The sequence below is a fragment of the Actomonas spartinae genome, from assembly GCF_051209155.1.
Lineage (GTDB): Bacteria > Verrucomicrobiota > Verrucomicrobiia > Opitutales > Opitutaceae > Actomonas.
Genome location: NZ_JBPJGB010000001.1, coordinates 1,538,573 through 1,563,868, shown reverse-complemented (window position 1 = coordinate 1,563,868; position 25,296 = coordinate 1,538,573). Strand labels below are relative to the sequence as shown.

Sequence of the window (25,296 nt, the reverse complement as noted above, 5' to 3'; positions counted from 1 at the left end):
TAGCTCGCGGCCTAGCCACCAATGCCCTGATTGGGCGACCGTTGATCGGCGTTATCCACAGGCTGGGTCGTTGGCTGACCATTTTCCGGCGCCGGTTGGTTGGAGCCATCACCGTCGCCTTCTCCTTCGCCGGTAGTTTGTTCGCCAGAGCCTTCTTCACCGTTCGGTGGAGTCGGGGTCGTGCCGTCACCCTCATCACCACCCTCGTTGGCGGAGTCGGTGGACTCGGACTCATCGCCGCCCTGGTCATCTTGGGAGTCCTCTTCCTGCTGTTGAGCCTCCGCATCGTCCTCGGACTCCTGCGAGTCCTCCTCAGAGTCGTCGTCCTCCGAACCATCATCTTCGGACCCGTCGTCTTCGGAATCATCTTCCTCCGCCTCGTCCTCCTCGGACTCAGTCGCCTCATCCTCGGGCGTGGTTTCGTCCTGTGAATTCTCCGCCGTGATGACGACGTCCACGACTGCTTCCGCCGACTCTTGCACCGCCGCCGACATGTCCGCCAAGGTTTGCGGATCGGCGTTGGCCGGAGCGATCTCATCAATTGGCGTGACCACCGTGACTTCACCCGTGTCGTCGTTCACCTCCACCAAGATCACCACCTCCTGATCATCCACCACACTGATGGGCGCGTTGACCGTGCCTTCCGTGGTGGTGACGCCAACATCACCCTCGAGCGTGGTCACTGAAAAGAAGGCCTGACCATTCCCCTGCGGTCGAAAGACCACCCGGAAGGTCGTGCCGCGAATACCCGCCGCTCCGGCCGGGGTTTCCACCGTGAAGGTCGAATCGGGGCGAAGGGTTTTCACATTGCCCACCAGCTCACCGTATTCGAGCCGGATCCGGGTATGGGAATCGGCCGGCGGTTCCTCCGTCGCGGTCGCGGGTTGGTAAGCACCGGCAAACGGGTTCTGGCGGTAGCTCTCAATGTTAAGAATTGAGCCTTCCTTGACCGAAATCGTCGCGCCGTTCGAGAAGACCAGAATCACGCGCGAACCCTCACCAACCGTGATCACCGTGTTCTTTTCCAGAATACGAATCTCTTCGGTGGGCTGTGCGTCCAAGCGCATGATCTCCTCCTGCGTCGCATTGTCTTTCACCTGCACCGTCGGACCAATTCGGGTGAGTCGCACGTAACCACGACGGCTTTGAGCCAAGGACGTGGAAACAAAGGCGAGGGCCAGAGATGCGAAGAGGAACCGAGAAAGGAGTGGTTTGAACATCGGATGAAGGGGGACGACGCAGCTTAACGTGACCGTTCCAGCGCAGCTTGTAGAGCTTTTGCCTGCATAATTCGACCGTCAAGACGCAAACAAGTGGCTAAAGCAGCTCGAGCCAAGGCATGCGCGTGCGGCTTCTGGCTGAAGTGAAAGGCTTGGTAATACCAAACCCGCGCATTTGTCGGCGCGATTCTGATGGCTTTTCCGAAGGCCAATCCCCCTTGGGCCCACTCGCCCTGCAAATCCAGCGCCACGCCCAGTCGCACCCAATTCATCGGGTCTTCGTCACACAAGGCGAGCGCCCGCCGCGCCGATTGCTCCGCCTCCTGACCGATCTCCACCGATCGGTCGGGTTCCGCATGAGCATACAGGGCCTGCACCATCGAGAGTTCGGCCCAGCCCTTTTCGTGCTCTGGCGCGAGCCGGGTTGATTTGACGAACGCTTCTCGAATGGGCTCCAAATCAGCCTGCCCCGGGCTCTCCGGGCCCGTTCGCGCCAACCGGTTCGTCAGCTCCCGGCCATGGAACCGCAGCGCCTCGGCGTGATAGCGTGGCCAAGCAAACCCCGCCAACCACAGGACCGCCAAACCCACCGCCCCCGGCACAACCGCCCGCCGCCCACGACCCCGATCGCGCCCATGCGGCGGCGGTGCGCCCCGCTGGCGGCCCACCAACCACTCGGCCAAAATCAAACCGGCCAACCAAAGGATCGCGGGTAGTCGCAGGTGAAAGTCCACGGCCGTCGCGAGCCCCAAGCCCCCCAGCCCCACCAAAAGCGCGATGCGCCAGGACCTCGTGCCGTTCCCCGGCCGAGCCGCCGCGCCGGTTTCTCGCCGACGCCAAATCACGATGCCTGCCCCCGCCACCAACACTCCCCAACTCAGACTGAACCCGATCACCCCATAATCGCTGAGCAGATTGAGGTAGTCGTTGTGGGCCCACGTCGGGCTGTCACGAAACCCCATGGGACGATGCCGATCCAGCAGTGCCTCGTAACTGCCACCACCGGTGCCGATCCACGGCGAATCCTGCCAAAGTTGCCACGCGATCGACCACATCGCCGGTCGCATCCGCTCCCCGCGCGACTCGATCATCGCGTCCACCCGTTCCCTTAACGGCGGACTATGATGATAGGCCAAGCTGACCCCGCCGACGAAGAGCACGATCAATCCCAGTCCTATCCCGATCCGACCGAACCAAGGGATACGACCGCCCCCAATCACCCACCCCACCAAGGCCAAAACCAACGCAATCCAGCCGCCACGCGACAGCGTCAGCACCATCGTCGCCGACGCCGCCACCGCGATCACCCCGGCCGCCAACGCCACCCGCGGACGCTGCCGGATGTTTCGCCCCAAGAGCCACCAAGCCGGTGGAATCACCAGCAGTAGCCAAGCCGCTAGGGTGTTGGGCGAACCCAACAATCCCGCCGACCGCTCCAGGTATTGCGGCGCCTGTGTCCTCCCCATCGGTAACCATGCCGCGTCCACCGCCCGCTGATAAAAGGCAACGCCCGCCAATAGGAGGGTCAGCACACCCACCCCGGCGAACAACCATCGACGCGGTTCCTTCAGCCGAACCAAATGCAACGCAATCCAATAGCCGGCCAATCCCCAGGCGCCGTGCAGGGTTTCCATCATCGCTCGCCCCGGAGTGGCGGAAAGCGATAACGCGTGCCACCCGGCATAGGCGAGCATGGGCAGAGGCCACCACCACCCCGTCGGCAGGCCGGTCGGTTCCACGGCCCACCACCGGCACCACACCAACCCCACCGCCGCCATCGCCAGCGCGAACCCGAGGGCCATGGGCCGGGCCGCGGCCCCGCCGAAATGCCAGACCACCCAACCCAGCGTCCCGACGTAGAGCATCGCGATGACTCGATCGAGCCACCTCGCAGCACTCGCTTGTTCGCGGGGGGAAGACGCCATGCGGACTCCAGCAAGGCCGATCACTGCGCAGGCGCCATTCCAAAAAAAGCCACCCCGTCGCGACGGGGTGGCTTGGAAGTAAGTCCTTTTATCCTGTTTGAACCGAGTTCGCTTAGCTGGTCGGAACCGTAGCGATGGTCTGGAGGATGCGGCCCGCAATCGCGTAGGGGTCACCCGAGGAGTTCGGACGACGGTCCTCAAGGTAGCCCTTCCAACCATTGTTGGCGAAGCTGTGCGGAACGCGGATGGAGGCGCCGCGGTCGGCGATGCCCCAGGAGAACTGGTCAATGGACTGCGTCTCGTGGAGACCGGTCAGACGGAGGTGATTGTCCGGACCGTAAACCGCGATGTGTTCCTCACGATACTTGGCGAAGGCTTCCATGAGCTTCTCGAAGTATTCCTTACCGCCGACGGTGCGCATGTATTCGGTGGAGAAGTTGCAGTGCATGCCGGAACCGTTCCAGTCGAGCGGATCGTCGTAGGCGCCGCGCAGCGGCTTGCAGTGGAACTCGATGTCCACGCCGTATTTTTCACCGATGCGCTGGAGGAGGTAGCGGGCGACCCAGATCTCGTCGGCGGCCTTCTTGGAGCCCTTGCCGAAGATTTGGAATTCCCACTGGCCCTTGGCGACCTCGGCATTGATGCCTTCGTGGTTGATGCCGGCGTCGATGCAGGCGTCGAGATGCTCCTCAACGATCGTGCGGGCGATGTCACCCACCGCGCTGTAACCAACGCCGGTGTAGTAGGAGCCCTGCGGGGCCGGGTAGCCACCCTCGGGGAAACCGAGCGGACGGCCGTCCTGGTAGAAAAAGTATTCCTGCTCGAAGCCGAACCAGGTGCCCTCATCATCGAGGATGGTGGCGCGGGTGTTGGTGGGATGCGGCGTGCCGTCGGGAAGCAGAACCTCCGTCATCACGATGAAGCCGTTTTCGCGGCTGCTGTCGGGATAAAGCGCGACCGGCTTGAGCAAACAATCGGAGCTCTTACCCTCCGCTTGCTTGGTCGAGCTGCCGTCGAAGCCCCACATCGGGCAGTCCTCGAGGGTGAATTTCTCGGGATCGCCATCGACGATCTTGGTTTTGCCGCGGAGGCCGGCGACCGGCGTGTAGCCGTCGAGCCAGATGTATTCCAGTTTCAGTTTGGCCATATGACTTAGGGTGAGTAACGAATGGGTTGCTGGGTTGCTTTCAGGGACGGGAAACCGTCTAGGATAATCCGTGACCGGGCTGAAATTGTCCCAGACACGGGTTCAGATTGAGCACCTAATATGCCAGTAAGAAACAAAATTCATGCATAGTTCCCCAAAATGCCCTGGCTCCCCCGGCGTCACCACCTGCGATCACATCTCCATGCGCTGGGCTAAGTTCCTCACTTTCATGAATTTTAATCATGCCTGAGATCAAAGACACCGCCCGTGCCAGTGTGCACATCGGCTTCGACGGCAAAGTCCACAAGGTCTACCGCGGCGCCCGCGCGCTTGAGCGATTTGATACAGAAGTCGCCGTGCTCCGCTACTTGGAGGAAAGGGAGTGTTCATTTGTGCCCAAACTGTTGGAGGCTGATCGTGAGGCGCTTCGCATTGTCACGACCAACTGCGGCACGCGGGTGGAGCACCTGAGTTCGGCCAAACTGAAGGATCTCTTCGGCGAATTGGAGGCCTACGGCGTCCGCCACGAGGACCCGTTCGTGCGCAACGTCACCTATCGGGCCAGCGATGGTCGCTTCTGTCTCATCGATTTCGAATTCGCCACCCTGCTCGACGATCCTTCTGTCTCGCTCAAGCCCGATCCCGATCCCGAAGAACCGCCTGCCGCCGATGCCTGAACCCGAGCCCGCTGCTGACGACCCCGCCCCGCTCACCCTGCACTGGTCCGGCCACTCCGACGTCGGGCGCTTTCGCAAGAACAACGAGGATACCTTCCTCGGTCTGCGCTTCAACGGCCACGACCTGAACTACCTCGGCAAGATCGGCAGCGCTTCGATGTCCGACAGTGATTTCGTTTTTGCCGTCAGCGACGGCATGGGCGGCAAGGCCGCCGGTGAGTTTGCCTCCAAGATCACGATCGAAAAAACCACCCAACTCCTACCGCGCAGTTTTCGCCAGGGCGCGGCCGGCATGTCGTCCGGCTTCGGCGACGTCCTGGAGGAGTTGTTCAGCCGTATCCACAAGGCCCTCACCTATCTCGGCTCGTGCTACGAGGAATGTGCCGGCATGGGCGCCACCCTCAGCCTCGCCTGGTTCACCCCCGGCTGGCTCTACTTCGGCCACGTGGGCGACAGTCGCATTTATTACCTGCCGGCCGCCGGCGGCATGAAGCAACTCACCGACGACCATACCCGCCCCGGCTGGCTGCGGCGACAGGGCAAGATCAACGAGCGAGAGGCCCGCAGTCACCCCTCGAAAAACTCCCTGCAGCAGTCACTCGGCAGTGGTTTCCAGTTTCTCGAGCCGCACATTGGCGCCGTAGGTTGCGAACCCGGTGATCGCTTTCTGATCTGCTCCGACGGCCTCGTCGACGGCCTCTGGGATCATCGTATTCAAGACGCCATCCGCAGCCAGCCGTCTCCGGAGATCGGCCGACTGCTTGTCGAAGAAGCCGTCAACGCCTCCGGCCGCGACAACACGACCGCACTCGTCATCGAGGTCGCGCGATGAGTCCGCCCAGCACCGAGCCCGTTCCGGCGCCCGACAGCACCCTCGTTTTCGTCTACGGCACGCTCAAACGCGGCGGCAGCAACCACGCCTTTCTGGCCGACCAAACCTATCTTGGCGACGCCCGCACGCCCCCCGGTTACCGACTCTACCTCGTCGCCGACTATCCCGGCATGGTGGTCGACCGCAGCGACCAACGCGGCGTCGCTGGCGAGGTCTGGCAGGTGGACGCCCCCACCCTCGCCCGCCTCGACGAACTCGAGGGCGTGCCCGAGCGCCTCTATCGTCGCGACCTGATTCAACTCCTTGCGCCTTTCGCGGATCAACCGGTGCAAACCTACCTTTACCTGCGCAACATCCGCGGCCGTCGTCCCTTCGTTGATGGCAACTGGCCGGTTCGTTTTCCGCACGCGTAAGTAAAGCTGGCGCCCCGGCCCGGCGCCTCCAAACAATCCCCGCTGTGGAGCTGCCCGCCGATCCTCGCACCCTTCCCGCCCTCTACCGCATCAGCTCACTCGCTGCCCGCCGGGATGAACCGCGTTCCATTCTTCAGTCGATCCTCAAGACCGTGATCCAGGCGGTCGGCGCCGCTTCGGGAGACATTTCGCTGCTCAACCCCGACACCGGAAAACTCGAGATCGAGATCTCCGACGAGCGCGACGGCGCCACCCCCGAGGACCTTTCCCTGCGCCTCGGCCAGGGCATCACCGGTTGGGTCGCGTTTCATGGCCGTCCCCAACTCGTGCACGACGTCCACGCCGACCCGCGCTACGTTCGTGTGCGCGACCACGTTCGCACCGAAATGGTCACCCCGATGATCGGTTCCAACGGCCAGGTGATGGGCGTCATCAACATCGACGGCGACCGTCCCAACGCCTTCACCGACGCCGACCTTGAGCTCATGCTCATCCTCACCGACGAAGCCACCACGGTGATGGAGCGCCACTGGGAATTGCGCAACCTGCAGGGCAAGGAGCGCCAACTCCAGTCACTCATCTCCATTGGCCAATCCTTGGTCGCCAAACTCGAACCCCAGGACCTGTTCAACAGCCTCGCCCAGGACGCCCGCGCCATCACCGCCGCGCGCGCCTGCGCCCTCTTCCTGCACGAAGTCGAAACCTCCGGCGGTGGCGCCCGCCTCGTCGCTTACGACGGCCCCGAACCGACTTCGCTGCCCTCCGGCTACCTGCCGCTCGATTCCTGCCTCGTTGCCTCCGCCATCCACACCCGCCGCGTGGTCGAGTTCGCCAACGTGCAATCGCCGGAGTTCGTCGATGTCATCGATCTGCCGCGTGAGCCGAGCCTGCGCTCCATGCTCGCCACCCCGATGCAGATCGAGGACGAGACGATCGGCGTCCTGGTGATTTTCACCGACAGCGTCCACCGCTTCAACAACGACGAAAAACGCCTCATCCGTGCCCTCGCCTCGCTCGGCGCCGTCGCTCTGCAAAACTCCCGCCTCTACGCCCGCGTTTTCCAAAGTGAAGCCACCCTGCGCAAGAACGAGCAGCTCACGACCCTCGGCCTCCTCGCCGCCGAGATCGCGCACGAGATCCGCAACCCCCTCACCGTGCTCAAGCTGCTTTTCAGCACGCTCAAACTCGAGTATCCCGCGGACGACCCGCGCAAGACCGACGTCCGCGTCATCACCGAAAAACTCGACCAACTCGAGGCCATTGTTTCCCGGGTGCTCAACTTCGCCAAGGCGCCCTCCAGTTTGCACTCTCGCTGGAACATCAGCGAGATCATCGATGACACCCTGGTGCTCATCCGCCTCAAACTCACCCAGGGCAAAATCCAACTGCACTACACCCCGCCCGAGACCGCCCTGGTCGTCGACGTGCACAAGGGCCAGCTCCAGCAGGTGCTGCTCAACCTCCTGCTCAACGCCACCCAGGTCATGCCCAACGGTGGCACCATCACCGTCACCACCGGCTTGGAGGATCGCCCCGAAGGCGGGCGCCAGATCTGTATCAATGTCACCGATACCGGTCCCGGCATCCCGGCGGAGATGCGCGACCGCATCTTCGATTCCTTCCTCTCCGGTCGCCCCGACGGCACCGGTCTCGGTCTCGCCATCGCCAAACGCATCCTCGCCAGCCACCACGGCGACCTGCAACTCCGCACCAGCGGACCCGAAGGCACGACCATGTCGATCCTCCTGCCACCCGCCTAGACTCCTTCCCTTTCAGCGCTTCAGCCTTTCCCTCCCATGCCTCCCCCAACCGGCGATCCCGACCGTCAGCTCTTCATCCTCAAATTCACCGTGGGCTTCCTCGTGCTCTTCGCCCTCGTGATCCTGATGCTGCCCGGCGTCATCCCCAAGCCGATCCGCATTCTCGTCGCGGTCACCGACCTCATCGCCGCCGCCGCCATCTACCTGCTCGGTCGCCAGAAGATCAAACGCTGACCAGCCCGATGCGTGACCGTCCCATCAAGCGACTGAACCGCCACCTCTGGCTGGTCGAACCGCTGGAGGACGATCCGACCTTTCTCCTCAAGCCCATGTTCGGCGGCAAAGCGGTCTACCTGCACGGCCGCTTCGTGCTCTACCTCGCCGACAAGGACGAACCTTGGCGCGGCGTGCTGGTGCCCACCGAACGCAACCATCAACCCAGCCTCATCGAGGATCGCCCTGCGCTCGCGCCGCACCCCATCCTGCCCAAGTGGCTCTACCTGCCCGAGGCCGCCGACAGCTTCGAAGCCGACGCCCAATGGCTCGTGCAACGCGCCCAAGCCGGCGACGAACGCGTCGGCATCAACCCACCGGCGAAGAAATCAAAAAGCCCACGGACCACACGGAAGTCACGGAGGAAAAAACAATAGTCTTTTCCGTGTATTCCGTGTGGTCCATGGGCCAATTAATTACTCCTCCAGTTCCACGTTCCAGTAAGCCAAATCGAGGAAGTCCTTCCAGCGCTCGCGCTGTTTATTGTCGAGCACCAGCGAGATGACCGGACGCCACTTGGGCCGCACCGGTTTGCGGATGAGCCGCATGTGCGCCTGGTGGGGCAGCCGGTTGGCTTTGCGGGAATTGCAGCGGATGCAGGAGCACACGATGTTCTCCCACGTCGTTTTGCCGCCACGATCGCGCGGGATGACGTGATCAAGATTCAGGTCCTCGCGCTCAAACACCTGGCCGCAATACTGGCAGGTGTCCTTGTCGCGCTGAAACACGTTGTTGCGCGTGAGCTTGATCTCCTTACGGGGCAGTTTGTCGAAGAAGGTGAGCAGGATCACCCGCGGCAGCCGCACGATCGTGCTCGGCGTGTGCACTGCATCCAATTCGTCGAGCGGCGGATTGTCGGCCGAGAAGTCCATCCAATCCATGAAAGAGAAGACGCGGAAATCCTCGGTGGAATGGTGCACCACCTGGGCGTGCCCTCTCGCGAGCAGGCCAAAGGCGCGTTTGGCGCCGATGACGTTCACCGCCTGCCAGAGGCGGTTCAACACCAACACGGGTTGTTCTAGGACAGCTTCCATGTCGGGTCCCCGGAGTATTGAGCGTCTGGAGACGTGTCAAGAAACACCCCGTGACGAGGTGGTTACGAGGACCCATTGATCGGAACGATGCGTCTAAGATCGCCTACACCGGCACGTTGAATCATCAAAACAACACCCCCTGCCCCGCTATGCCCTCACCCTTCCGGTCACGATTTATCGCCCCTTGCCTTCTGCTGTGCACTGTCGCCCAGTTTTGGGCCGGCCCCCAGCTGCGCGCACAGGAAGAGTCCGCCGCCGACGCGGCCGCGGAACCAGCGGCGCCCACCCGACATTCCCGAGTCTATTATTTTCAGCACCGCTTGTTGCCGCAATGGACCTTCGGCAGCGATGGCGCCTTCTTTACGGATTTGCGTGACGGTCATTGGGAACGGCTGCGAGAGGCGGCCGCCGATATCGTGGACGCGGATTTCGCGGACGCACTCACGGTGACTGCGCTGCGCGACGGCGCGGCGATGCTGATCGCTTTCGATGCCCCGCAGGAAGCACCGGAGAATCACTTCTGCTTCATCGCCCCCACCGGCGAGCCGGGAGAGTTTGTGTTCTACACCTTGGAAAAGACCGTGGAAATGTTTGCCGACAGCCCGCCCGTGGTTTTCGGCGAGTGGACCGCCGAGGGCAGCCACCGCAACCACGGTGGACGGTCCTCGGCCGATAAAGACGCGTTTGTGAAGACGGCCTTCGCCCAGCTCACGTTGGCGGACCAGCAGCCGAGCGCCGAGTCCACCCCGGCGAGCAAGCAAGACTAGGTGCTCAATCCCCTTCCGCCGCCGGCACCGGCTGGAGCACGACGCCCTTCATGCGCACGCCTGCCATCTTTTGCAGCACGGCGTCGACCGCGTCGTCCGCAACATCGACCAGCGAATGGCGCTGTTTGATGTCGATCGCGCCCACGATGTTGATCGGTAATTTGGTCACGCCACCGATCTTGCCGACGAGGTCGCCCGGCTTGATCAGGTTCTTGCGCCCAACGTTGAAGAACAAGGTCGTGAAACCCGACTCGCGCCCGGTGCGGCCCGCGCGATCAAATGCGGGCTTCGCATGACGCGGTCCCCGGTCATCCCAATCCTCTCGGGTTTCGCGCTGGCCCCGTGATTCGCGCGGGCGGTCCTGTCCGAAACCGGCCGCCACTTCGACTTCCGCCCGCTTCGTTTCATTGCCCGCGGTCATCAGATGAATCAGCGCCGACGCGATGTCGGTGCTCGCATGGCCTTGGTCGAGCAGCCGCTCGATCAAACGATCGTATTTGCGGTATTCGCTGCTCTCCAGCGTGCCGCGGAGCTTCTCGAAAAACGCGTTCTCGCGCGCCTCCTCGACCTGATCGAGTGACGGCAGGTTTTCGCGCCGGATCTTCAGCTTCCCGTAGCGCATCATGCCCTGCAGCTTGTAGACCTCGCGACCGCTCACGAAGGTGAACGCCATGCCGGACTTGCCCGCGCGCCCCGTGCGACCCACGCGGTGGGTGTAGTCCTCGGCGTCGTTGGGCAGGTCGTAGTTGAAGACCACTTCGAGGTCGTCGACGTCGAGTCCGCGGGCCGCGACGTCGGTCGCGATAAGAAACTCGAAACCACGCTTCTTGAACTTCTCGGTCACCCGATTGCGCTGCGCCTGGGTGATGTCGCCGTGCAGGCGGTCCGTCTGATACCCGCGCGCGTGCAGGTGCTCGTCGAGCTCATCGACCATGATCTTGGTCGAGCAAAAGACGATGCCATGGCGAAAGTCGTGCAGATCGATCAGCCGGGTCAGCGCCTCGATCTTCGAGCGGCGATTCACTTCGAAGTAGATCTGTTCCACCTGAGGCGCGTTTTGCGCCTTGGCTTCAATTTTCACCGATTCCGGGTTGTCGGTGTAACGGTTGATCAACCCTCGAATCGCCGGTGGCAAGGTCGCCGAAAAGAACAGCGACTGCCGCTCCTTGGGCGTGGCCGACAACACGTGCTCGATGTCATCGCGAAAACCCATGTCGAGCATGCGGTCGCACTCGTCGAGGATGACCATCTTGAGATCGTCCAATGCCAGCGTCCCGCGCTCCATGTGATCCATCACGCGCCCCGGCGTGCCGATCACAATCTGCGCGCCGGCTTTGAGCGCACGGTATTGGCGCTCGTAGCTTTGGCCACCGTAAATCGGCACCTCCATCACGCCCTTCTTGAAGTAGGCGAGCTTGCTGACCTCCTCCGCCACCTGCACCGCCAGCTCCCGCGTCGGGCACAGGATGAGCACCTGCACGCGCTTGAGTTTCGGGTCGACGCGCTCGATCGCCGGCAGCGCGAAGGCGGCCGTCTTGCCTGAACCAGTCGCCGATTGGCCCACCACATCGCGGCCCTCCAGCAGCAGCGGAATCACCGCAGTTTGAATAGGAGATGCCTCCTCAAAGCCCATCTTGTCGACGGCCTTGAGCACCTCCGTCGAGAGCCCGAGTTCGGCAAATTTACGTTTTTCCATGCCCCGCCCGTAGGCGTTCACCTGCCGGCAAGCGATCACATTCCCCGTTTTCCCCTCGCTTTGTGGGCAAAACCCGTCCGGTTCGCTGCATGCCATTCAAACAACTCGGGCTTCAACCCAACCTCGTCCAAGGCGTCCTCGCCATGGGCTACGGCGAAGCCACCCCGATTCAACTGCGAGCCATTCCCATCGTGCTCGAAGGTCGCGACCTCATCGGTTCGGCGCAGACCGGCACCGGTAAAACCGCCGCCTTCGCCCTGCCCGTGCTGCAGCGCCTCGGTCGCCACCAACCCGGCGCCAGCCCGCGCGTGCTCGTGCTCGAGCCCACCCGCGAACTCGCCGCCCAGGTCGAAACTGCCTTCCGGGATCTCGGCCGATTCACTGACATGAAAGCCGCCGTGCTGCACGGCGGGGTCGGCTACGGCAAACAACGGGAGGCCCTGCGCAAGGGCGCCGACATCGTCATCGCCACCACCGGTCGCCTGATGGATTTCGTCCAGGAAAAGGCGATCGATCTGCGCGGCATCGAGGTGCTCATCCTCGACGAGGTCGATCGCATGCTCGACATGGGCTTCATCCGCGACGTGCGCCGCATCGTCGAGCTCTGCCCCAAGTCCCGCCAAACCCTCTTCTTCTCCGCCACCGTTCCGCCCGAGATCGAAGAAATGGCGCGCTTCGCCCTGCGCGACCCCGAGCGCGTGGTCATCGGCCGCACCCGCTCCGTCAACGAGTCGGTCAAACACGCCCTGTTCCCCGTCGCCTACGAACAGAAGTTCGACCTCATGTTGGCCCTGCTGGAGAAGGAGGACTACCAGAGCGTCATCATCTTCTCGCGCACCAAACACGGCGCGGATCGCATCGCCCGCAAACTCAAAAGTTCTCGCCACTCCGTCGCCGTCCTGCACGCCAACCGTTCCCAAAACCAGCGCACGGCCGCGCTCGAAGGCTTCAAGAATGGTCGCTACGAGGTGATGGTGGCAACCGACATCGCCGCCCGCGGCATCGACGTCTCCGGCGTTTCCCACGTCATCAACTACGACGTGCCGGAAAACCCCGAGGACTACGTGCACCGCATCGGTCGCACCGGCCGCGCCATGAAGGTCGGCGACGCCTACATGCTCGCCTGCCCCGACGAACAAGGCGACGTGCACGACATCGAGCGTTTCATCGGCGCCCGCATCCCGCAGCTCACGCTCGAAGGCTTCTCCTATGTCGGCGGCCAGATGCCGGTCGTCGACACCTCCCGTCCCTTCAAGAACCCGCGCCGCTCCAAAGGCGGCGGCGGTGGTCACCAGCAACGTCAGCAAAACAGCCGACCCCAAGGCGGCCGGGGTCATCAAGGGGGCGGAAAGTCGTCGCAGTCTCGCTCAAAACCTCAATCCTCCGGCACACCCTCGCCTCAAGGTAAACCCGCTGCGCCGAACCGCCGCTCCCGCCTTCGCCGCTAACCAGTCCACCGCCCCCCAGACCCTCGCGACCCGCTCCCAGCACCATGCCAGACTTCAAGGATCTCGGCCTCAACCCCGATCTCCTCCGCGCCGTCGACGTGGCGGGCTACACCGAGCCCACGCCCGTCCAGCAGCGCGCTATTCCGGTTGTGCTGACCGGTCGCAGCCTCGTCGCCTCCGCCCAAACCGGCACGGGTAAAACCGCCGCCTTCGCCCTGCCCATCCTCCAAGGTCTGCGCCGCCATCGCGCCGGCGCGCCGCGGGTGCTCGTGCTCGAACCCACCCGCGAACTCGCCCGCCAAGTGGAGGAGGTCTTCGTGCAATTCAGCCGCGACACCGACCTTTCGATCACCGTGCTCCACGGCGGCGTTGGCCTCGGTCGCCAACGCGACGCCCTCACCGCCGGCACCGATATCGTCATCTCGACCACCGGCCGCCTGCTCGAACTCATTCAGGAAAAGTCCATCGACCTCTCCCGCATCGAGGTCCTCGTGCTCGACGAAGTCGACCGCATGCTCGACATGGGTTTTATCCCCGACGTGAAAACCGTTGCGCAGCTCTGCCCACGCCAGCGCCAGACGCTCTTCTTCACCGCCACGATGCCGAAGGCCATCGAGCGCGTCGCGAAGTTCGCCGTGCACAATCCGGCCCGCATCGTCATCGACCGCCAGAACGTCGTGACTGACACCGTGGCGCATTCGCTCTTCCCGGTGCTCGCCGAGCAAAAGTTCGCCCTGCTTTCCGGCCTGCTCGATCAAATCGACTACGATAGCGTGCTCATCTTCACCCGCACCAAGCAGGGCGCCAACGAGGTCGTGCGCCAACTCAAGGAGCAACGCCGCAAGGTCGCGGTGCTGCACTCCGACCGCTCGCAAGGCCAACGCAACACCGCCCTGCGTGGTTTCAAGGAAGGCACCTACCCCCTGCTCGTCGCCACCGACATCGCCGCCCGCGGCCTCGACATCACCGGCGTCTCCCACGTCATCAACTACGACGTGCCCAACAACGTGCAGGATTACGTGCACCGCATCGGCCGCACCGGTCGCGCCATGACCGAAGGCGATGCCTTCACCCTCGCAACCCCCGAAGAGCGCGGCACCATTCACGAGATCGAAACCTTCATCGGGGCCAAGATTAAGCAGATCTCCCTGCCCGGTTTCCTCTACGACGGTGGCGGTCCGCCCCGTGTCGACACCCGCCACCCCCTGCGCAAACCGACTCGCAAGACGGCCAAACCCAAAGTGACCGCGAAGCCCGCTCCGACCAAAGCGCCACGCGGTCGCCGCGCGGCCAAGCCTCAGCCTCCGGCCAAAGCCAAACCCAAATCCGCCCCGCGCGGTCGCGGTCGCCGCCGTTAGCGTTCCGGCGGCGTCTCCGCCTGTGGCCGGGCTCGGTGAGCCCGGTTCATCTGCCTCTCCGCCGCCCCCCCGGGGTCACCGCCCCCGGCCAGCACGTTGCCTGTCCGGCATCCCGCTAGCGCTTTCCGACCGGCGGCTCGTCGCGCGTCAATGCGACGATCCCGTCACGGAAATTTGGATACTTCGCCACCAGCGTGTCGCACTCGGCCAACTCAAAATCCTCCCAAGCGAACTCCGGCACGACCACGCAGGAGACCAGCGCCCACTGCCCCCCCGGCACCAAGCGCGTGCCCTGCCAAACCCCCGCCTCGATCACGTCCTGCGGCCGCTGGCCGCCGGCCACGTCCAGCCCCAAGCGCACCCATTCCCCTCGGCCATCGGCGTGCAGTCGCAGCGACTCCAACGCATCGCCGCCGTGCCAGCACCAGATCTCGTCCTTCGCCAAGACGTGCATCGCTGAAAACGAAGTTTCGGTAAACAGCGCATAGATGACCGAATAAGCGCGTGACGCCGCCGCCCCCGCCTCGCTGTTCGCCGGCTGCACCCACAAGGGCGCTTCAAAGGTGCGCCGAAAATAACCGCCCTCCCGGTCGAGAGGCTGCAATCCGAGTGCAGCGATCAGCACACGGGCGGGTTTCGGAAGCGATTCGACGGACATGGCAGGTTTCCTGAGCCTCCCCCACGCCCTTGGCAATGCGCGACCGGCAAACCGGCCCGCTCCGTTTGACAAGGCCGCGGCCGCTTACGTTCTTCCGGCCGACCATGAACCACCCGCTTTCCCGTCTTCTCGTCACCGCGATCGCCGCCGCCCTCAGCACCACGGCCCTGCTGGCTCAGGGCGGCCCTGGGCTCGCCCCCGGTGACCAAACCTGGCAGCTGCAGACCACCGCGATTTTTCGTTCCAGCGGTGACGTCGACGCCGGCGGCGACATTTCGAGCAACGACTACCGCGTCCGCGTCGGCACCACTGTCGGACTGACCGGCGGCCGCAACGCCGGCGCGAGCCTGGAATACCAATTGCTCGACTACGACTTCAGCACCTTCGGCGGCTGGTCGGAAATTGAGAGACTCGACCTCGGCCTGAGTTACAGCCACCCGCTCAGTCGCACCTCCTCGCTCTTCGCCTCGCCTTCCCTTGGATGGTCGGCCGAGTCCGGCTCGTTTGACGGCGACAGCCTCACCTACGGCGGCATCTTCGGCTACTCCCGCATCGTCGACGAATCGCTCACCGTCGGGATCGGAGCCGGCCTGTTTTTTGGCCTCGAAGACACCAGCGGCTTCCCCGTCGCGCTTGTCCGCTGGCAGATCAACGACCATTGGCGGCTCGGCAATCCCTTCCGCCCCGGGCCCGCCGGTCCCGCCGGCATCGAGTTGGTCTACGGCGGCATCGCCGATTGGGAGATCGGTTTCGGTGCCAGCTACCGCTCGGAACGTTTCGCGCTGGAGGACAACCACCCCGCCGGCGCCCGCTACGGCGAAGAGAAGGGGGTCGCGACCTTCCTGCGCGCCTCCCGCGAGGTCGGCCCCGGTTCCCAACTCGACCTTTATGTTGGCACCGTGTTCGCCAACGAACTCACCTGGGACGATGCCAACGGCCGCACCCTCGCGCGCTCCGACGCCGACCCCTCCCTGCTCGCCGCGTTGGCCTTCACCGCCGAGTTCTAAGCCGTCGTAGCTGCCAGCTGTGAGCGAGTCGCGCGCGGGAGCGCGCCGGGGCCGCTGTGGCTGCGCGTGGGACAGCACGACCGGCTCGCCACCGAATTCGGATTGTCCCGCCGCGCCCCTGACCACACTTTCCCGCGACTGGCCGTCACCCTCGTTCCCCACCTCCCTATGCAAAGCCACCCCGGCAACCCCTTCGTCGTCGCCCAGGCCCCCGCCGATCAACGCGCCGACTTCATTCGCAAGACCTACCTCAACCTCGCCGTGGCCATCCTCGCCTTCGTCGGCTTGGAGTCCTACTTCCTCCACGCTTCGTGGGCACCGGGTCTGGTGCAGACCATGCTCGGCGGCCAGTTCAGTTGGTTGATCGTGCTCGGCAGCTTCATGCTCGTCTCGTGGGTCGCCGACAACTGGGCCAAATCCGCCACGTCCCCGGCCATGCAATACCTCGGGCTCGGCCTGTTTGTGGTCGCGGAAGCCTTTGTGTTTCTGCCGCTCATGTTCATCGCCGCGTATCACAGTTCACCCGACGTGATTCCGATGGCGGCCATCATCACCGGCCTGTTGTTCGCCGGTCTCACCGCCACGGCCTTCATCACCCGCAAGGATTTTTCCTTCCTGCGCGGCATTCTGACGATGGGCGGCTTCGTCGCGCTGGGCATCATCATTGCCGGCATGATTTTCGGCTTCGAACTCGGCCTCTTCTTCTCGGGGGCGATGGTGCTCTTCGCCGCGGGTTCAATTCTCTACACCACGTCGAACATCATCCATCACTACCGCACCGACCAACCCGTGGCCGCCGCCCTCGCGCTGTTCTCCGGCGTGATGCTGATGCTCTGGTATGTGTTGCGCATCCTGATGTCGCGCCGCTGAGCCGCCTCGCCCCATGCCGAAGCGGATCAAGACCCGTGAACAGGCGCTGGCCTACGTGCAACAGGTCGGCGTCTGCACGCTCTTCAGTAGCAAACTCAAAAACATCCCGGCCCTCTGGGACGTCGTCGACCTGCCCGCTGACAGCGGCGGCCGGACCAAGTGGGGCGCCCGGGTGGAGGCGATCTGGGCTTGGAAAAACGAGCTGCCCGCCGCCTACCCCGACGACGTCTTCTACGGCAAAATCAAAGGCGGCCACGCCGTGCTCATGTCGATGGATCACCTGCGCGAGGTGCACTATCCCGCGACGCACCACCCGGTCACCGATTGCAGCCCGCTGGCCCAAACCGTCTACCAGATCATCCGCCTCGATCCGGCCGAGACTGCCGAAGTCCGCGCCTTGGCGATGGAGCGCACACGCTGCACCAAAGGCCGCTTCGACACCGCGCTTAAGGAACTGCAGGTCACCCTCAATATCACCCGCACCAACGACCCCGCCGCCACCGCCGACCGCTGGGTGGTGTGGAGCGAACAGTATCCGGACATTAGCTGAGCCCGGTGCGGCTCGATCCAGGATTGGGGCGCGGCTTGCCCCGGTCCGCGGAAACGTTCATGGCTTCCCCCACCCCATGCGTTTCCCCCGCCCGCCCCTGACCGGACTCATCGCGTCGCTCGCGTTACTCCTCGCCTTGACTTCAGCCGCCCTCGCCGATCGCCCCAAAGTCGTCTTCCTCACCGGCGACGAGGAATATCGTTCCGAAGAGTCCATGCCGATGCTCGCCTGCATCCTGCGGCGCGACTTCGACGTCGAGGTGAAGGTCGGCTTTTCCGTCGATGCCGATGGCTTCGTGGACCCCATGGCGCACGCCTCCCTCACCGCCACCGAGGAGCTCGCCGACGCCGACCTGCTGGTGCTCTTTCTGCGCTTCCGCCGGCCCGACGAAGCGACCTTCCAACGCATCCGCGACTATTTGGCCGCCGGTAAGCCGGTCGTCGCCTTCCGCACCTCCACCCACGCCTTTCGCTTCACCGCCAACTCCCCGCATGCCGACTGGGGTTACCAGGACGATCCGACCTTCGTCCACAGTTTCGCCGGCGGTGAAACGATCCGCCAACTCGTCGGCCAGAAATGGATCACCCACCACGGCCATTTTGACGACGGCGCCCATCCGCTCACCACCATCACCCTCGACCCGACCGACGCCGCGGCCCGGCACCCGATTCTCCGAGGCGTGGAGCCCTTCGACGCCTACTCCTGGCTCTATCATGTCGAGGGCGGCGGCGACACTGTCGAAGGGGATCCGCAATTCCTGCTTCGCGGGCATGCCCTGCGCTCCAACCATGCCGACAACGACCGGCTCGACCGTTACCCGCTCGACAATCCGGTCGCCTGGACCCGTCTCCATCATTTCAATACCGAGAAACCCGCGCGCGTGTTCACCACCACGCTCGGCCACCCCTACGATTTCCGGCTCGCGCCCATGCGCCGCCTCGCCCTCCAAGGCATCCTTTGGGCGCTCGGTCGCGAGGACTGGATCCCGGCCGACGGCGTGAACCCCGAACCCATCGCGCCCTACGAGCCCAACAACTCCGGCTTCGGTCGCGACCGCATCAAACCCGGACGCTATCCCTCCGACTTCTTCCCGGCCACCGAACGCGATTCCTCCCGCCCCGTCGCCGCCCAACCGGACTTCGCCGATCCGCACGCCTTCACGCCCACCACGCTGCCGCTCCAGCTCGGCCAAGACGCGTCTATCGCTCTCGTTGGCGGCGGGCTTGGTGAACGCCTGCAATACCATCCGCGCTTCGAAGCCCTGCTGCATGCCGCCCTCCCCGGCGCAAATCTTCGCGTGCGCAACCTCGCCCAATCCGGCTATACCGCCGGTCTCCAACCGCACGCCGCCCGCGCCTCGCCCTGGGCCTTCCCGGGAGCGGAGCGCTTTCATCCCGAGATTCTCGCCCACCGCGGCCAGGGACACTTTCCCTCCACCGACGAGTGGCTCACCGAAACCCAAGCCGACGTCATCGTCGGCTTTTTTGGGTTCAGTGAATCCTTCCGCGGCGAAGCCGGCATGGCCGACTTCCAGCAAGAGCTGCGGGCGTGGATTCGCCACCAGCGCGCCCGCATCCACAATGGCGAGGCCCCCGCCCGACTCGTGCTCGTGAGCCCGATCGCGATCGAACGCCACCCGTTCCACGACAATCCGCTGGAGCTCGCCGCCCGCAACGCCGCGCTGCATGCCTACACGCGCGCCCTGCTCGGCATCGCGGCCGAGGAACAGGTCGCTGCCATCGATGCTTTCACACCGTCCCTTGAATGGTATGCCGCCAGCGACGAACCGCTCACCGTCAACGGCGCACACCTCAATGCTGCGGGCTACAAACGCTTCGCCGACTTTCTCGCGGCACGACTGCTCGGCGACGACTCACTCGCCGAACCGAGTGCCGCGCTCGTTGCCGCCGTTGCCGAAAAGGACTGGATGTGGGACCAGCTCCACCGCATGCGCAACGGGGTCCACGCCTTCGGCCGTCGTTGGCAACCTTTCGGAGAGTTCAACTACCCCGAGGAATGGGAGAAGCTCCAACAAATGATCGCGCTGCGCGACGAGGCCATCCACGCCGCCGCTCGCGGCGCATCCCGCGCGCCAAACGACGCGGTCACCCGTCCCCTGTCTCCCGTCACCTCCAACTTCACTCGCCCCATCGCCTATCTCGACGAAAAGGACGCCCGCGCCTATTTCACCCTGCCGGACGGGTTCGACATCGCCTTGTTCGCCTCGGAGACGGAGTTCCCCGACCTCGCCAATCCTGTCCAGCTCACCTTCGACAATCGCGGACGTCTCTGGGTCGCCGTCATGCCCAGCTACCCGCACTACCAACCTGGCGACACGCGGCCCAACGACAAACTCCTCATCCTCGAGGACACCGACGGCGACGGTCGCGCCGATCGCCAGATCACCTTCGCCGACGGCCTGCACCTGCCCATCGGCTTCGCCCTGCAACCGGACGGCAGCGTCATCGTCTCCCAACAACCCCAACTCATTCGCCTGCGCGACACCGACGGTGACGACCGCACCGACACCTCAGAGATCCTCCTCACTGGTTGGGACAGCCACGACACCCATCACGCCATCGGCGCCTTCGAGACCGGTCCCGATGGCGCGCTCTATATGCTGGAAGGCCTCTTCCTCCACTCACAGGTCGAAACCCCGCACGGCACCGAACGCGGCGTCGAGGCCACCGTCTGGCGCTTCGATCCCGCCACCTGGCACCTTGAGAAATTCAGCGCCGGTGACTACGACAACCCTTGGGGTCTCGCCTTCGACGACTACGGCCAACCCTTCCTCGCCGACGCCTCCAACGGTCGCAACTATTGGCTCACCCCGATGTCCGCTCGCCTCCCCCACGGCGACCAGCACCCCGAACAAAACGAGTTCACCACCACCAAGGTCCGCCCCACCGCCGGCGCCGCCTTTGTCTCCAGTCGCCACTTTCCCGCCGACCAGCAGGGCGACTTCCTGCTCGGCAACAGCATCGGTTTTCTCGGTCTCAAACAACACACGATCGAAGACAACGGCGCCGGTTTCACCGGCCACCTGCGCCAGGATCTGGTCTCCTCCTCCGATCCCAATTTCCGGCCGGTCGACTTCGAGTTCGCACCCGACGGTTCGCTCTATGTCGCCGACTGGCACAACGCCCTCGTCGGCCACATGCAGCACTCGGCCCGCGATCCCAATCGCGATCACCAGCATGGCCGCATCTGGCGTATCACCCGTCCCGATACGCCGCTGGTTGACCCACCTCCCGTTGCCGGCGCGACCGTCGCGCAGTTGCTGCAAAACCTGGGCGCCCCCGAACAGCAGACCCGCGTGCGCTCCCGCCGGGAGTTACGGGGACGGCCCGATGCCGAAGTCGCGCCAGCCTGGCTGGACTGGATCACCAGCCTCGCCGACCCGGAGGGTCGCTCGCTGCTCGAAGCCCTGTGGGCGAGCGTCAACCGGCCGTTCTTTTCCGCCGCGCTACACGAGCGCTGCTTGACCCACGCCGATCCCCGCGTGCGCGCCGCCGCCGTGCGCGTGCTGCGACACCAACGCCACCGTCCCCCGGCCGACTTCGTCGCGCTCGCTCGCCGCGCCGCCGCCGATCCGCACCCACGCGTCCGCGCCGAGGCCATTGCCCTCGCCACGTGGATCGAGGATGAACGCGCCGGCGCTGAGATCCTGTTCACCGCCCTGCGCCACCCCGTCGACCAAACCTTCGCCGCCGGCGTCGAAGCGGCCCTCGTCACCCTCGGTCCCGTCATCCGGCAAGGAGGCTTCGATCTTAGCCAAACGCTGGCGCTGGCCGACTACCTGGCCGGCCAAAGCCGTTTTGTGATTCCCACGGAACAGGAGAGTGCCCCCGTGCTGAACCTCTCCGCCGAAGGCCTGCGACTCTACGACCTGGGTCGCGAAGTCTACACTCGCGAGGCGCATTGCGCCACCTGCCACCAACCCAACGGCAAGGGCCTTGCCGGGATCTATCCCGCCCTCGACACCTCCGAGTGGATTCGTGGCGACGAAGAACGGCTCATTAAACTCGTGCTCAAAGGTCTCTGGCAGGCCACCAGTCCGGATGGTGCGCCCGCCAGTGTGCCACCAATGACACCCTTCGAGAATCTCCTCGACGACGAGGAGCTCGCCGCCGTCCTCACCTACGTCCGCACCCGCTTCGGGGACTGGGGCGGAGGTGGTGTCACTACCCCGGACACCGTTGCCCGAGTCCGCGCTGAGATCGCCAACAAAACCGGCTTCTACACCCGCGAAGAACTGACGCTTCCAATCACCGAACCCTGAGGTGGACCGTGGCCTCCGGACGCGGTCACTCGCCTGCCCCTCGGAACGCCGTCCCTGGTTTCGAGCCGGCTTCCCGCCGGCGCGACAATTGCGCTTCAGCGCACCTGCAGCGTTTCGCCGCCGAAGGTGATGCCTTTGCTCGGGATCTCGACGGCCTTGCGGTCGCCGTCCTTATACATCCGGCCGGCAATCCACGCGTCGTAACCCGTCGCCTGCGCCGCGGCAACGGTGGCCTCGGCGTCCTTCGGGTCGACGTAAGCCGCGAAACCCACGCCCATGTTGTAGGTGGCGTAAGCCTCCTTCAGCTCGATCGGCCCCTTCTCCATCATGAACTTGAAGAGCGCCGGCTCGTCGCGGGCCTCGGTGATTTCGTAAACGAAGGGCTCGTCGAGACGCATCAGTTTGCGCCAGCCGTGACCGGTGACGTGCGACACGTAGTTGAGCTTGATGCCGCGCACCTGGCATTCGCGCACAAACTTCACGTAGATGACCGACGGCGCCAGCAGCGCCTCGCCGTAGGTGCGGTCGTCGCCGTGGCCGATCGGCGTGGCGTAACCGTCGGGCAACTGGTCGGCGATCTTGCGACAGAGCGTGAGGCCGTTGGTCTGCACCCCGGAGGAGGCGAGGAACACCAACACATCGCCGTCCTTCGCATCACCCATGATGCGCAGCGACTTCGGCGCGAGGCGGCCGACCGCAGAGCCCGCGAGACAGATCGTATCCGGTTCGATGATACCCTTGAGCGTCGGGGTTTCGCCGCCGCCCCAGACCGCGCCCGACATGCGGCAGGCTTCAGCCCAGCCATCCACGAGCGCCTGGGTGCGCTCGGCGTCGGCAAACCAACCCGAGTCGCCCACCGCCGCGTGCATCGCCAATGAGGTCGGCAACGCACCGCAGGTGATGAGGTCGTTCACGATCGTGGCGACCGTGTCGATCGCCACTTCGCGGTAGAAGCACTTGCCGGACTGCTTGTAGACGGCGTCGGCCACGAGGTTCTTGGTGCCAAGGCCTTCCTCGACATGCGCGAGGTAATGATCCTCCGCCTCCATAAGGTAGCAGCTCTCGCCGCGCGTCTCGGCCGGTTCACGATACCCGTGACCGCTCAGCAGATCGGCCGTGCCTTTGGCCGCCTGTTGGCAGGCGCGCTTGAAGGCATCGAGTTGGTCGTAGCGGACACCGGAGGATTCGTAGGAAAGGCTCATAGAATTGAAGGTATTCAACCACAGATGGACACAGATGGACACAGATCCAACGAACCCAATCTGTGTGTATCTGTGTTCATCTGTGGTTAAAAATGCCGTCTCAATAAGAGCGGCGGTCGGATTTTTCGAAGAAGTTGATGTAGGCTTGGTTCACCACACGGAAGCCGCCCGGCGTCGGGAAATTGCCAGTGAAGAACCAGTCGCCCGAGTGACTCGGCACCGCCGCGTGCAGGTTCTCGACCGTTTGGAAGATGACCTCCACGTCGCCCGCCCAGTCCACGTTCTGCGGATACACGATGCGGGCGATGCGGGCCGAGATCTCTTCGGGCGTGAAGGGCTCGTAGATCTTTTTAACGTGGTTGATCGGCTCGTCCCGTTCCACCGCCCGGCGGCACAGGCGATAAACTTCGCCGAGCACGTCTTCCTTGCCGTTTTCCTTGAGCAGCTCCACGGCCGCTTCGAAGGCGATGAATTTGCCGATCTCCGACATGTCGATGCCGTAGCAATCCGGGTAGCGGATTTGGGGCGCGGTGGAGACCACGACGATCTTCTTCGGGTTGAGTCGGGTGAGGATGCGCAGGATGGATTTGCGCAACGTCGTGCCGCGCACGATCGAATCGTCGACGCACACCAGGTTGTCTTTGCCCGGATCGACCGAGCCATACGTGATGTCGTAGACGTGGCTGGCGAGGTGGTTGCGCATGCCCTCCTGTCCGATAAAGGTGCGCAGCTTGATGTCCTTGCTCACCACCTTCTCGCTGCGCGGCCAATTGCGCAGGATGAGGTCGTCGAGCTTCTCGGACGTCAGCGTGCCGGCCTCGGCGTTGCGCAGGATCTCGTCCTTCACCTCCGTGCGGCGTTTTTCACGCAGAGCCGAGAGCAGACCATAGTAGGCAACTTCGGCGGTGTTGGGGATAAAACTGAAGACCGTGTTGCCCCAGTCGTGATCGACCGACGCCAGGACCTGGTCGGCCAGCTTGGCGCCGAGGGCTTTGCGCTCACGGTAGATGTCGATGTCGTTGCCGCGGGAAAAGTAGATGCGCTCAAACGAGCACGACGTGCGCGGCAGCTCGGGGCGGAACGGTTTCACCGTGCGGGTGCCGTCCTTCTTGATCACCATCACGTTGCCCGGCGGCATCTCCTCGACATCGGCCAGCTCGAGATCGAACACCGTCATAAGCGGCGCGCGCTCGGAGGCGGCCGCGATGACCTCGTCGTTTTCGAAATAGAAACAGGGACGGATGCCCGACGGATCGCGCACGATGAACGCGTCACCGTTGCCCACGGCACCGGCGAGCACGTAACCGCCGTCCCACTTCTCGCCGGACCGCGAGATGACGTGATGCATGTCGAGATCGCGGCAGATCTGCTCCGAGATCTTGCGGCCCGGCAGCTTCTGCTCCCGGAGTTTGCGGTAGAGCTCGTCATGCTCCTCATCGAGGTAGAAGCCGATTTTTTCCAACAGCGCCTGCGTGTCCGTCGCGAAGATCGGATGCTGGCCCATCGCGATGAGGTTGCGATTCAGCTCCGCGGTGTTGGTGAGGTTGAAGTTGCCGCACAGCGCGAGATTGCGGGTCGGCCACGGACTGCGGCGGAAAAACGGATGGCAGGAACTGATGTTGTAACCGCCGCTGGTGCCGTAACGCAGGTGCCCGAGCAGCAACTCGCCGCCGAAGTCGAACTGGTCCTTCACGGTTTTGGCAAACTCCGGGTGGGCGTCGCCGTGGGCCACCAGCTTGTTGTATTCGCCCAACAGGCGCTTGAAGATGCGGTCGAGCGGATTGGCCTTTACGCAGCGCTCGCGGAACATGAAGGGATCGCCCGCCGGCACATCAAACTTCACGCAGGCCACCCCCGCGCCGTCCTGGCCGCGATTGTGCTGTTTTTCCATGAGGAGAAACAGCTTCGTGAAGCCCCAGAGCGGCGTGCCGTATTTTTCCTGATAATATTGGAGCGGCTTCTTCAACCGCACCATCGCGATGCCGCACTCGTGGGTGATTTTGTCGCTCATTGGGAGCCCGCGCGGTGAGCTCGCGGCGCAACACCGCGGGTTGAGTCGTGGCCAGGCATGCCGGCCGGATCAGCGAAGGGATTTCTCACGGTCGTCAAAGGCAGGACATCACGGGGCGATCGCGGAACCGGTCAACGGCTTTTTCCGGCTCGCGCCACGAAATTGT

Annotated in this window: 21 protein-coding genes; 13 read left to right on the top strand and 8 right to left on the bottom strand. The window is 64.1% G+C overall.

Features of this window, described 5'->3' with window-relative positions; translation table 11 throughout:
- Window positions 1–11 precede the first annotated feature (11 nt).
- From AC0MRV_RS06350 to AC0MRV_RS06340, 3 genes are all read right to left on the bottom strand, one after another.
- Complete coding sequence (locus tag AC0MRV_RS06350; RefSeq protein WP_472763599.1) at window positions 12–1,220, bottom strand: FecR domain-containing protein; 1,209 nt, start codon at window positions 1,218–1,220, stop codon at window positions 12–14.
- Window positions 1,221–1,243: 23 nt separating this feature from the next.
- Window positions 1,244–3,145 (bottom strand): O-antigen ligase family protein, encoded by a 1,902-nt coding sequence (locus tag AC0MRV_RS06345; RefSeq protein ID WP_472763598.1) that lies wholly within the window; start codon window positions 3,143–3,145, stop codon window positions 1,244–1,246.
- Window positions 3,146–3,257: 112 nt separating this feature from the next.
- Window positions 3,258–4,292, bottom strand: coding sequence for a glutamine synthetase beta-grasp domain-containing protein (locus AC0MRV_RS06340; protein ID WP_472763597.1), 1,035 nt, complete (start codon window positions 4,290–4,292; stop codon window positions 3,258–3,260).
- A gap of 242 nt (window positions 4,293–4,534) precedes the next feature.
- Here AC0MRV_RS06340 and AC0MRV_RS06335 point away from each other — a divergent pair, with 242 nt between their 5' ends.
- Genes AC0MRV_RS06335 through AC0MRV_RS06310 form a run of 6 tightly spaced genes read left to right on the top strand, consistent with a single transcriptional unit; the run spans window position 4,535 to window position 8,624 of the window.
- Window positions 4,535–4,969, top strand: coding sequence for a BUD32 family EKC/KEOPS complex subunit (locus tag AC0MRV_RS06335; protein WP_472763596.1), 435 nt, complete (start codon window positions 4,535–4,537; stop codon window positions 4,967–4,969).
- Window positions 4,962–5,801, top strand: coding sequence for a PP2C family protein-serine/threonine phosphatase (locus AC0MRV_RS06330; RefSeq protein ID WP_472763595.1), 840 nt, complete (start codon window positions 4,962–4,964; stop codon window positions 5,799–5,801). Before AC0MRV_RS06335 ends, AC0MRV_RS06330 begins: the two co-directional genes overlap by 8 nt.
- Entirely contained in the window at window positions 5,798–6,214 is a 417-nt protein-coding gene (locus AC0MRV_RS06325; RefSeq protein WP_472763594.1) for a gamma-glutamylcyclotransferase family protein, read from the top strand. The genes AC0MRV_RS06330 and AC0MRV_RS06325 overlap by 4 nt, the downstream gene beginning before the upstream one ends.
- 44 nt (window positions 6,215–6,258) lie before the next feature.
- Window positions 6,259–7,974 (top strand): GAF domain-containing protein, encoded by a 1,716-nt coding sequence (locus AC0MRV_RS06320; RefSeq protein WP_472763593.1) that lies wholly within the window; start codon window positions 6,259–6,261, stop codon window positions 7,972–7,974.
- A gap of 36 nt (window positions 7,975–8,010) precedes the next feature.
- On the top strand, window positions 8,011–8,208 hold the full coding sequence (locus AC0MRV_RS06315) for a hypothetical protein (RefSeq protein ID WP_472763592.1): 198 nt from the start codon (window positions 8,011–8,013) through the stop codon (window positions 8,206–8,208).
- 8 nt (window positions 8,209–8,216) lie between these two features.
- Window positions 8,217–8,624: a hypothetical protein gene (locus AC0MRV_RS06310; RefSeq protein WP_472763591.1), complete on the top strand. Its 408-nt coding sequence runs from the start codon at window positions 8,217–8,219 to the stop codon at window positions 8,622–8,624.
- A gap of 39 nt (window positions 8,625–8,663) precedes the next feature.
- Here the strand turns inward: AC0MRV_RS06310 and AC0MRV_RS06305 are convergent, their stop codons facing one another.
- Window positions 8,664–9,281, bottom strand: a complete 618-nt coding sequence (locus tag AC0MRV_RS06305) for an HNH endonuclease (protein WP_472763590.1) — start codon at window positions 9,279–9,281, stop codon at window positions 8,664–8,666.
- Between the two features lie 149 nt (window positions 9,282–9,430).
- On the opposite strand from AC0MRV_RS06305, the gene AC0MRV_RS06300 reads away from it, so the two are divergent.
- Window positions 9,431–10,048, top strand: a complete 618-nt coding sequence (locus tag AC0MRV_RS06300) for a hypothetical protein (RefSeq protein ID WP_472763589.1) — start codon at window positions 9,431–9,433, stop codon at window positions 10,046–10,048.
- Window positions 10,049–10,052: 4 nt separating this feature from the next.
- On the opposite strand, the gene AC0MRV_RS06295 is transcribed toward AC0MRV_RS06300, so the two are convergent.
- A complete protein-coding gene (locus AC0MRV_RS06295) occupies window positions 10,053–11,744 on the bottom strand; it encodes a DEAD/DEAH box helicase (RefSeq protein ID WP_472763588.1) in 1,692 nt (563 codons plus the stop codon).
- Window positions 11,745–11,833: 89 nt separating this feature from the next.
- Between AC0MRV_RS06295 and AC0MRV_RS06290 the strand changes: the two genes are divergently transcribed.
- Complete coding sequence (locus AC0MRV_RS06290) at window positions 11,834–13,192, top strand: DEAD/DEAH box helicase (protein ID WP_472763587.1); 1,359 nt, start codon at window positions 11,834–11,836, stop codon at window positions 13,190–13,192.
- Window positions 13,193–13,236: 44 nt separating this feature from the next.
- A complete protein-coding gene (locus AC0MRV_RS06285) occupies window positions 13,237–14,550 on the top strand; it encodes a DEAD/DEAH box helicase (RefSeq protein WP_472763586.1) in 1,314 nt (437 codons plus the stop codon).
- Between the two features lie 115 nt (window positions 14,551–14,665).
- Here the strand turns inward: AC0MRV_RS06285 and AC0MRV_RS06280 are convergent, their stop codons facing one another.
- Window positions 14,666–15,208: a cupin domain-containing protein gene (locus tag AC0MRV_RS06280; protein ID WP_472763585.1), complete on the bottom strand. Its 543-nt coding sequence runs from the start codon at window positions 15,206–15,208 to the stop codon at window positions 14,666–14,668.
- 104 nt (window positions 15,209–15,312) lie between these two features.
- Between AC0MRV_RS06280 and AC0MRV_RS06275 the strand changes: the two genes are divergently transcribed.
- From AC0MRV_RS06275 to AC0MRV_RS06260, 4 genes are all read left to right on the top strand, one after another.
- The gene (locus tag AC0MRV_RS06275) at window positions 15,313–16,215 is read left to right on the top strand and encodes a DUF6268 family outer membrane beta-barrel protein (protein WP_472763584.1); all 903 of its coding nucleotides are present in this window, start codon (window positions 15,313–15,315) and stop codon (window positions 16,213–16,215) included.
- Between the two features lie 168 nt (window positions 16,216–16,383).
- Entirely contained in the window at window positions 16,384–17,085 is a 702-nt protein-coding gene (locus tag AC0MRV_RS06270) for a Bax inhibitor-1/YccA family protein (RefSeq protein WP_472763583.1), read from the top strand.
- Between the two features lie 13 nt (window positions 17,086–17,098).
- Entirely contained in the window at window positions 17,099–17,635 is a 537-nt protein-coding gene (locus tag AC0MRV_RS06265; protein ID WP_472763582.1) for an AlkZ-related protein, read from the top strand.
- A gap of 76 nt (window positions 17,636–17,711) precedes the next feature.
- On the top strand, window positions 17,712–21,917 hold the full coding sequence (locus AC0MRV_RS06260) for a PVC-type heme-binding CxxCH protein (protein WP_472763581.1): 4,206 nt from the start codon (window positions 17,712–17,714) through the stop codon (window positions 21,915–21,917).
- A gap of 95 nt (window positions 21,918–22,012) precedes the next feature.
- Here AC0MRV_RS06260 and AC0MRV_RS06255 read toward each other — a convergent pair whose 3' ends face one another.
- Together AC0MRV_RS06255 and AC0MRV_RS06250 are read right to left on the bottom strand one after the other, a co-directional pair.
- Window positions 22,013–23,119 carry an AIR synthase-related protein gene (locus tag AC0MRV_RS06255; protein ID WP_472763580.1) on the bottom strand — a complete coding sequence of 369 codons (1,107 nt, stop codon included), beginning with the start codon at window positions 23,117–23,119 and terminating at the stop codon, window positions 22,013–22,015.
- A 100-nt stretch (window positions 23,120–23,219) separates the two neighbouring features.
- On the bottom strand, window positions 23,220–25,130 hold the full coding sequence (locus tag AC0MRV_RS06250) for an amidophosphoribosyltransferase (RefSeq protein WP_472763579.1): 1,911 nt from the start codon (window positions 25,128–25,130) through the stop codon (window positions 23,220–23,222).
- Between the last annotated feature and the right edge of the window lie 166 nt (window positions 25,131–25,296).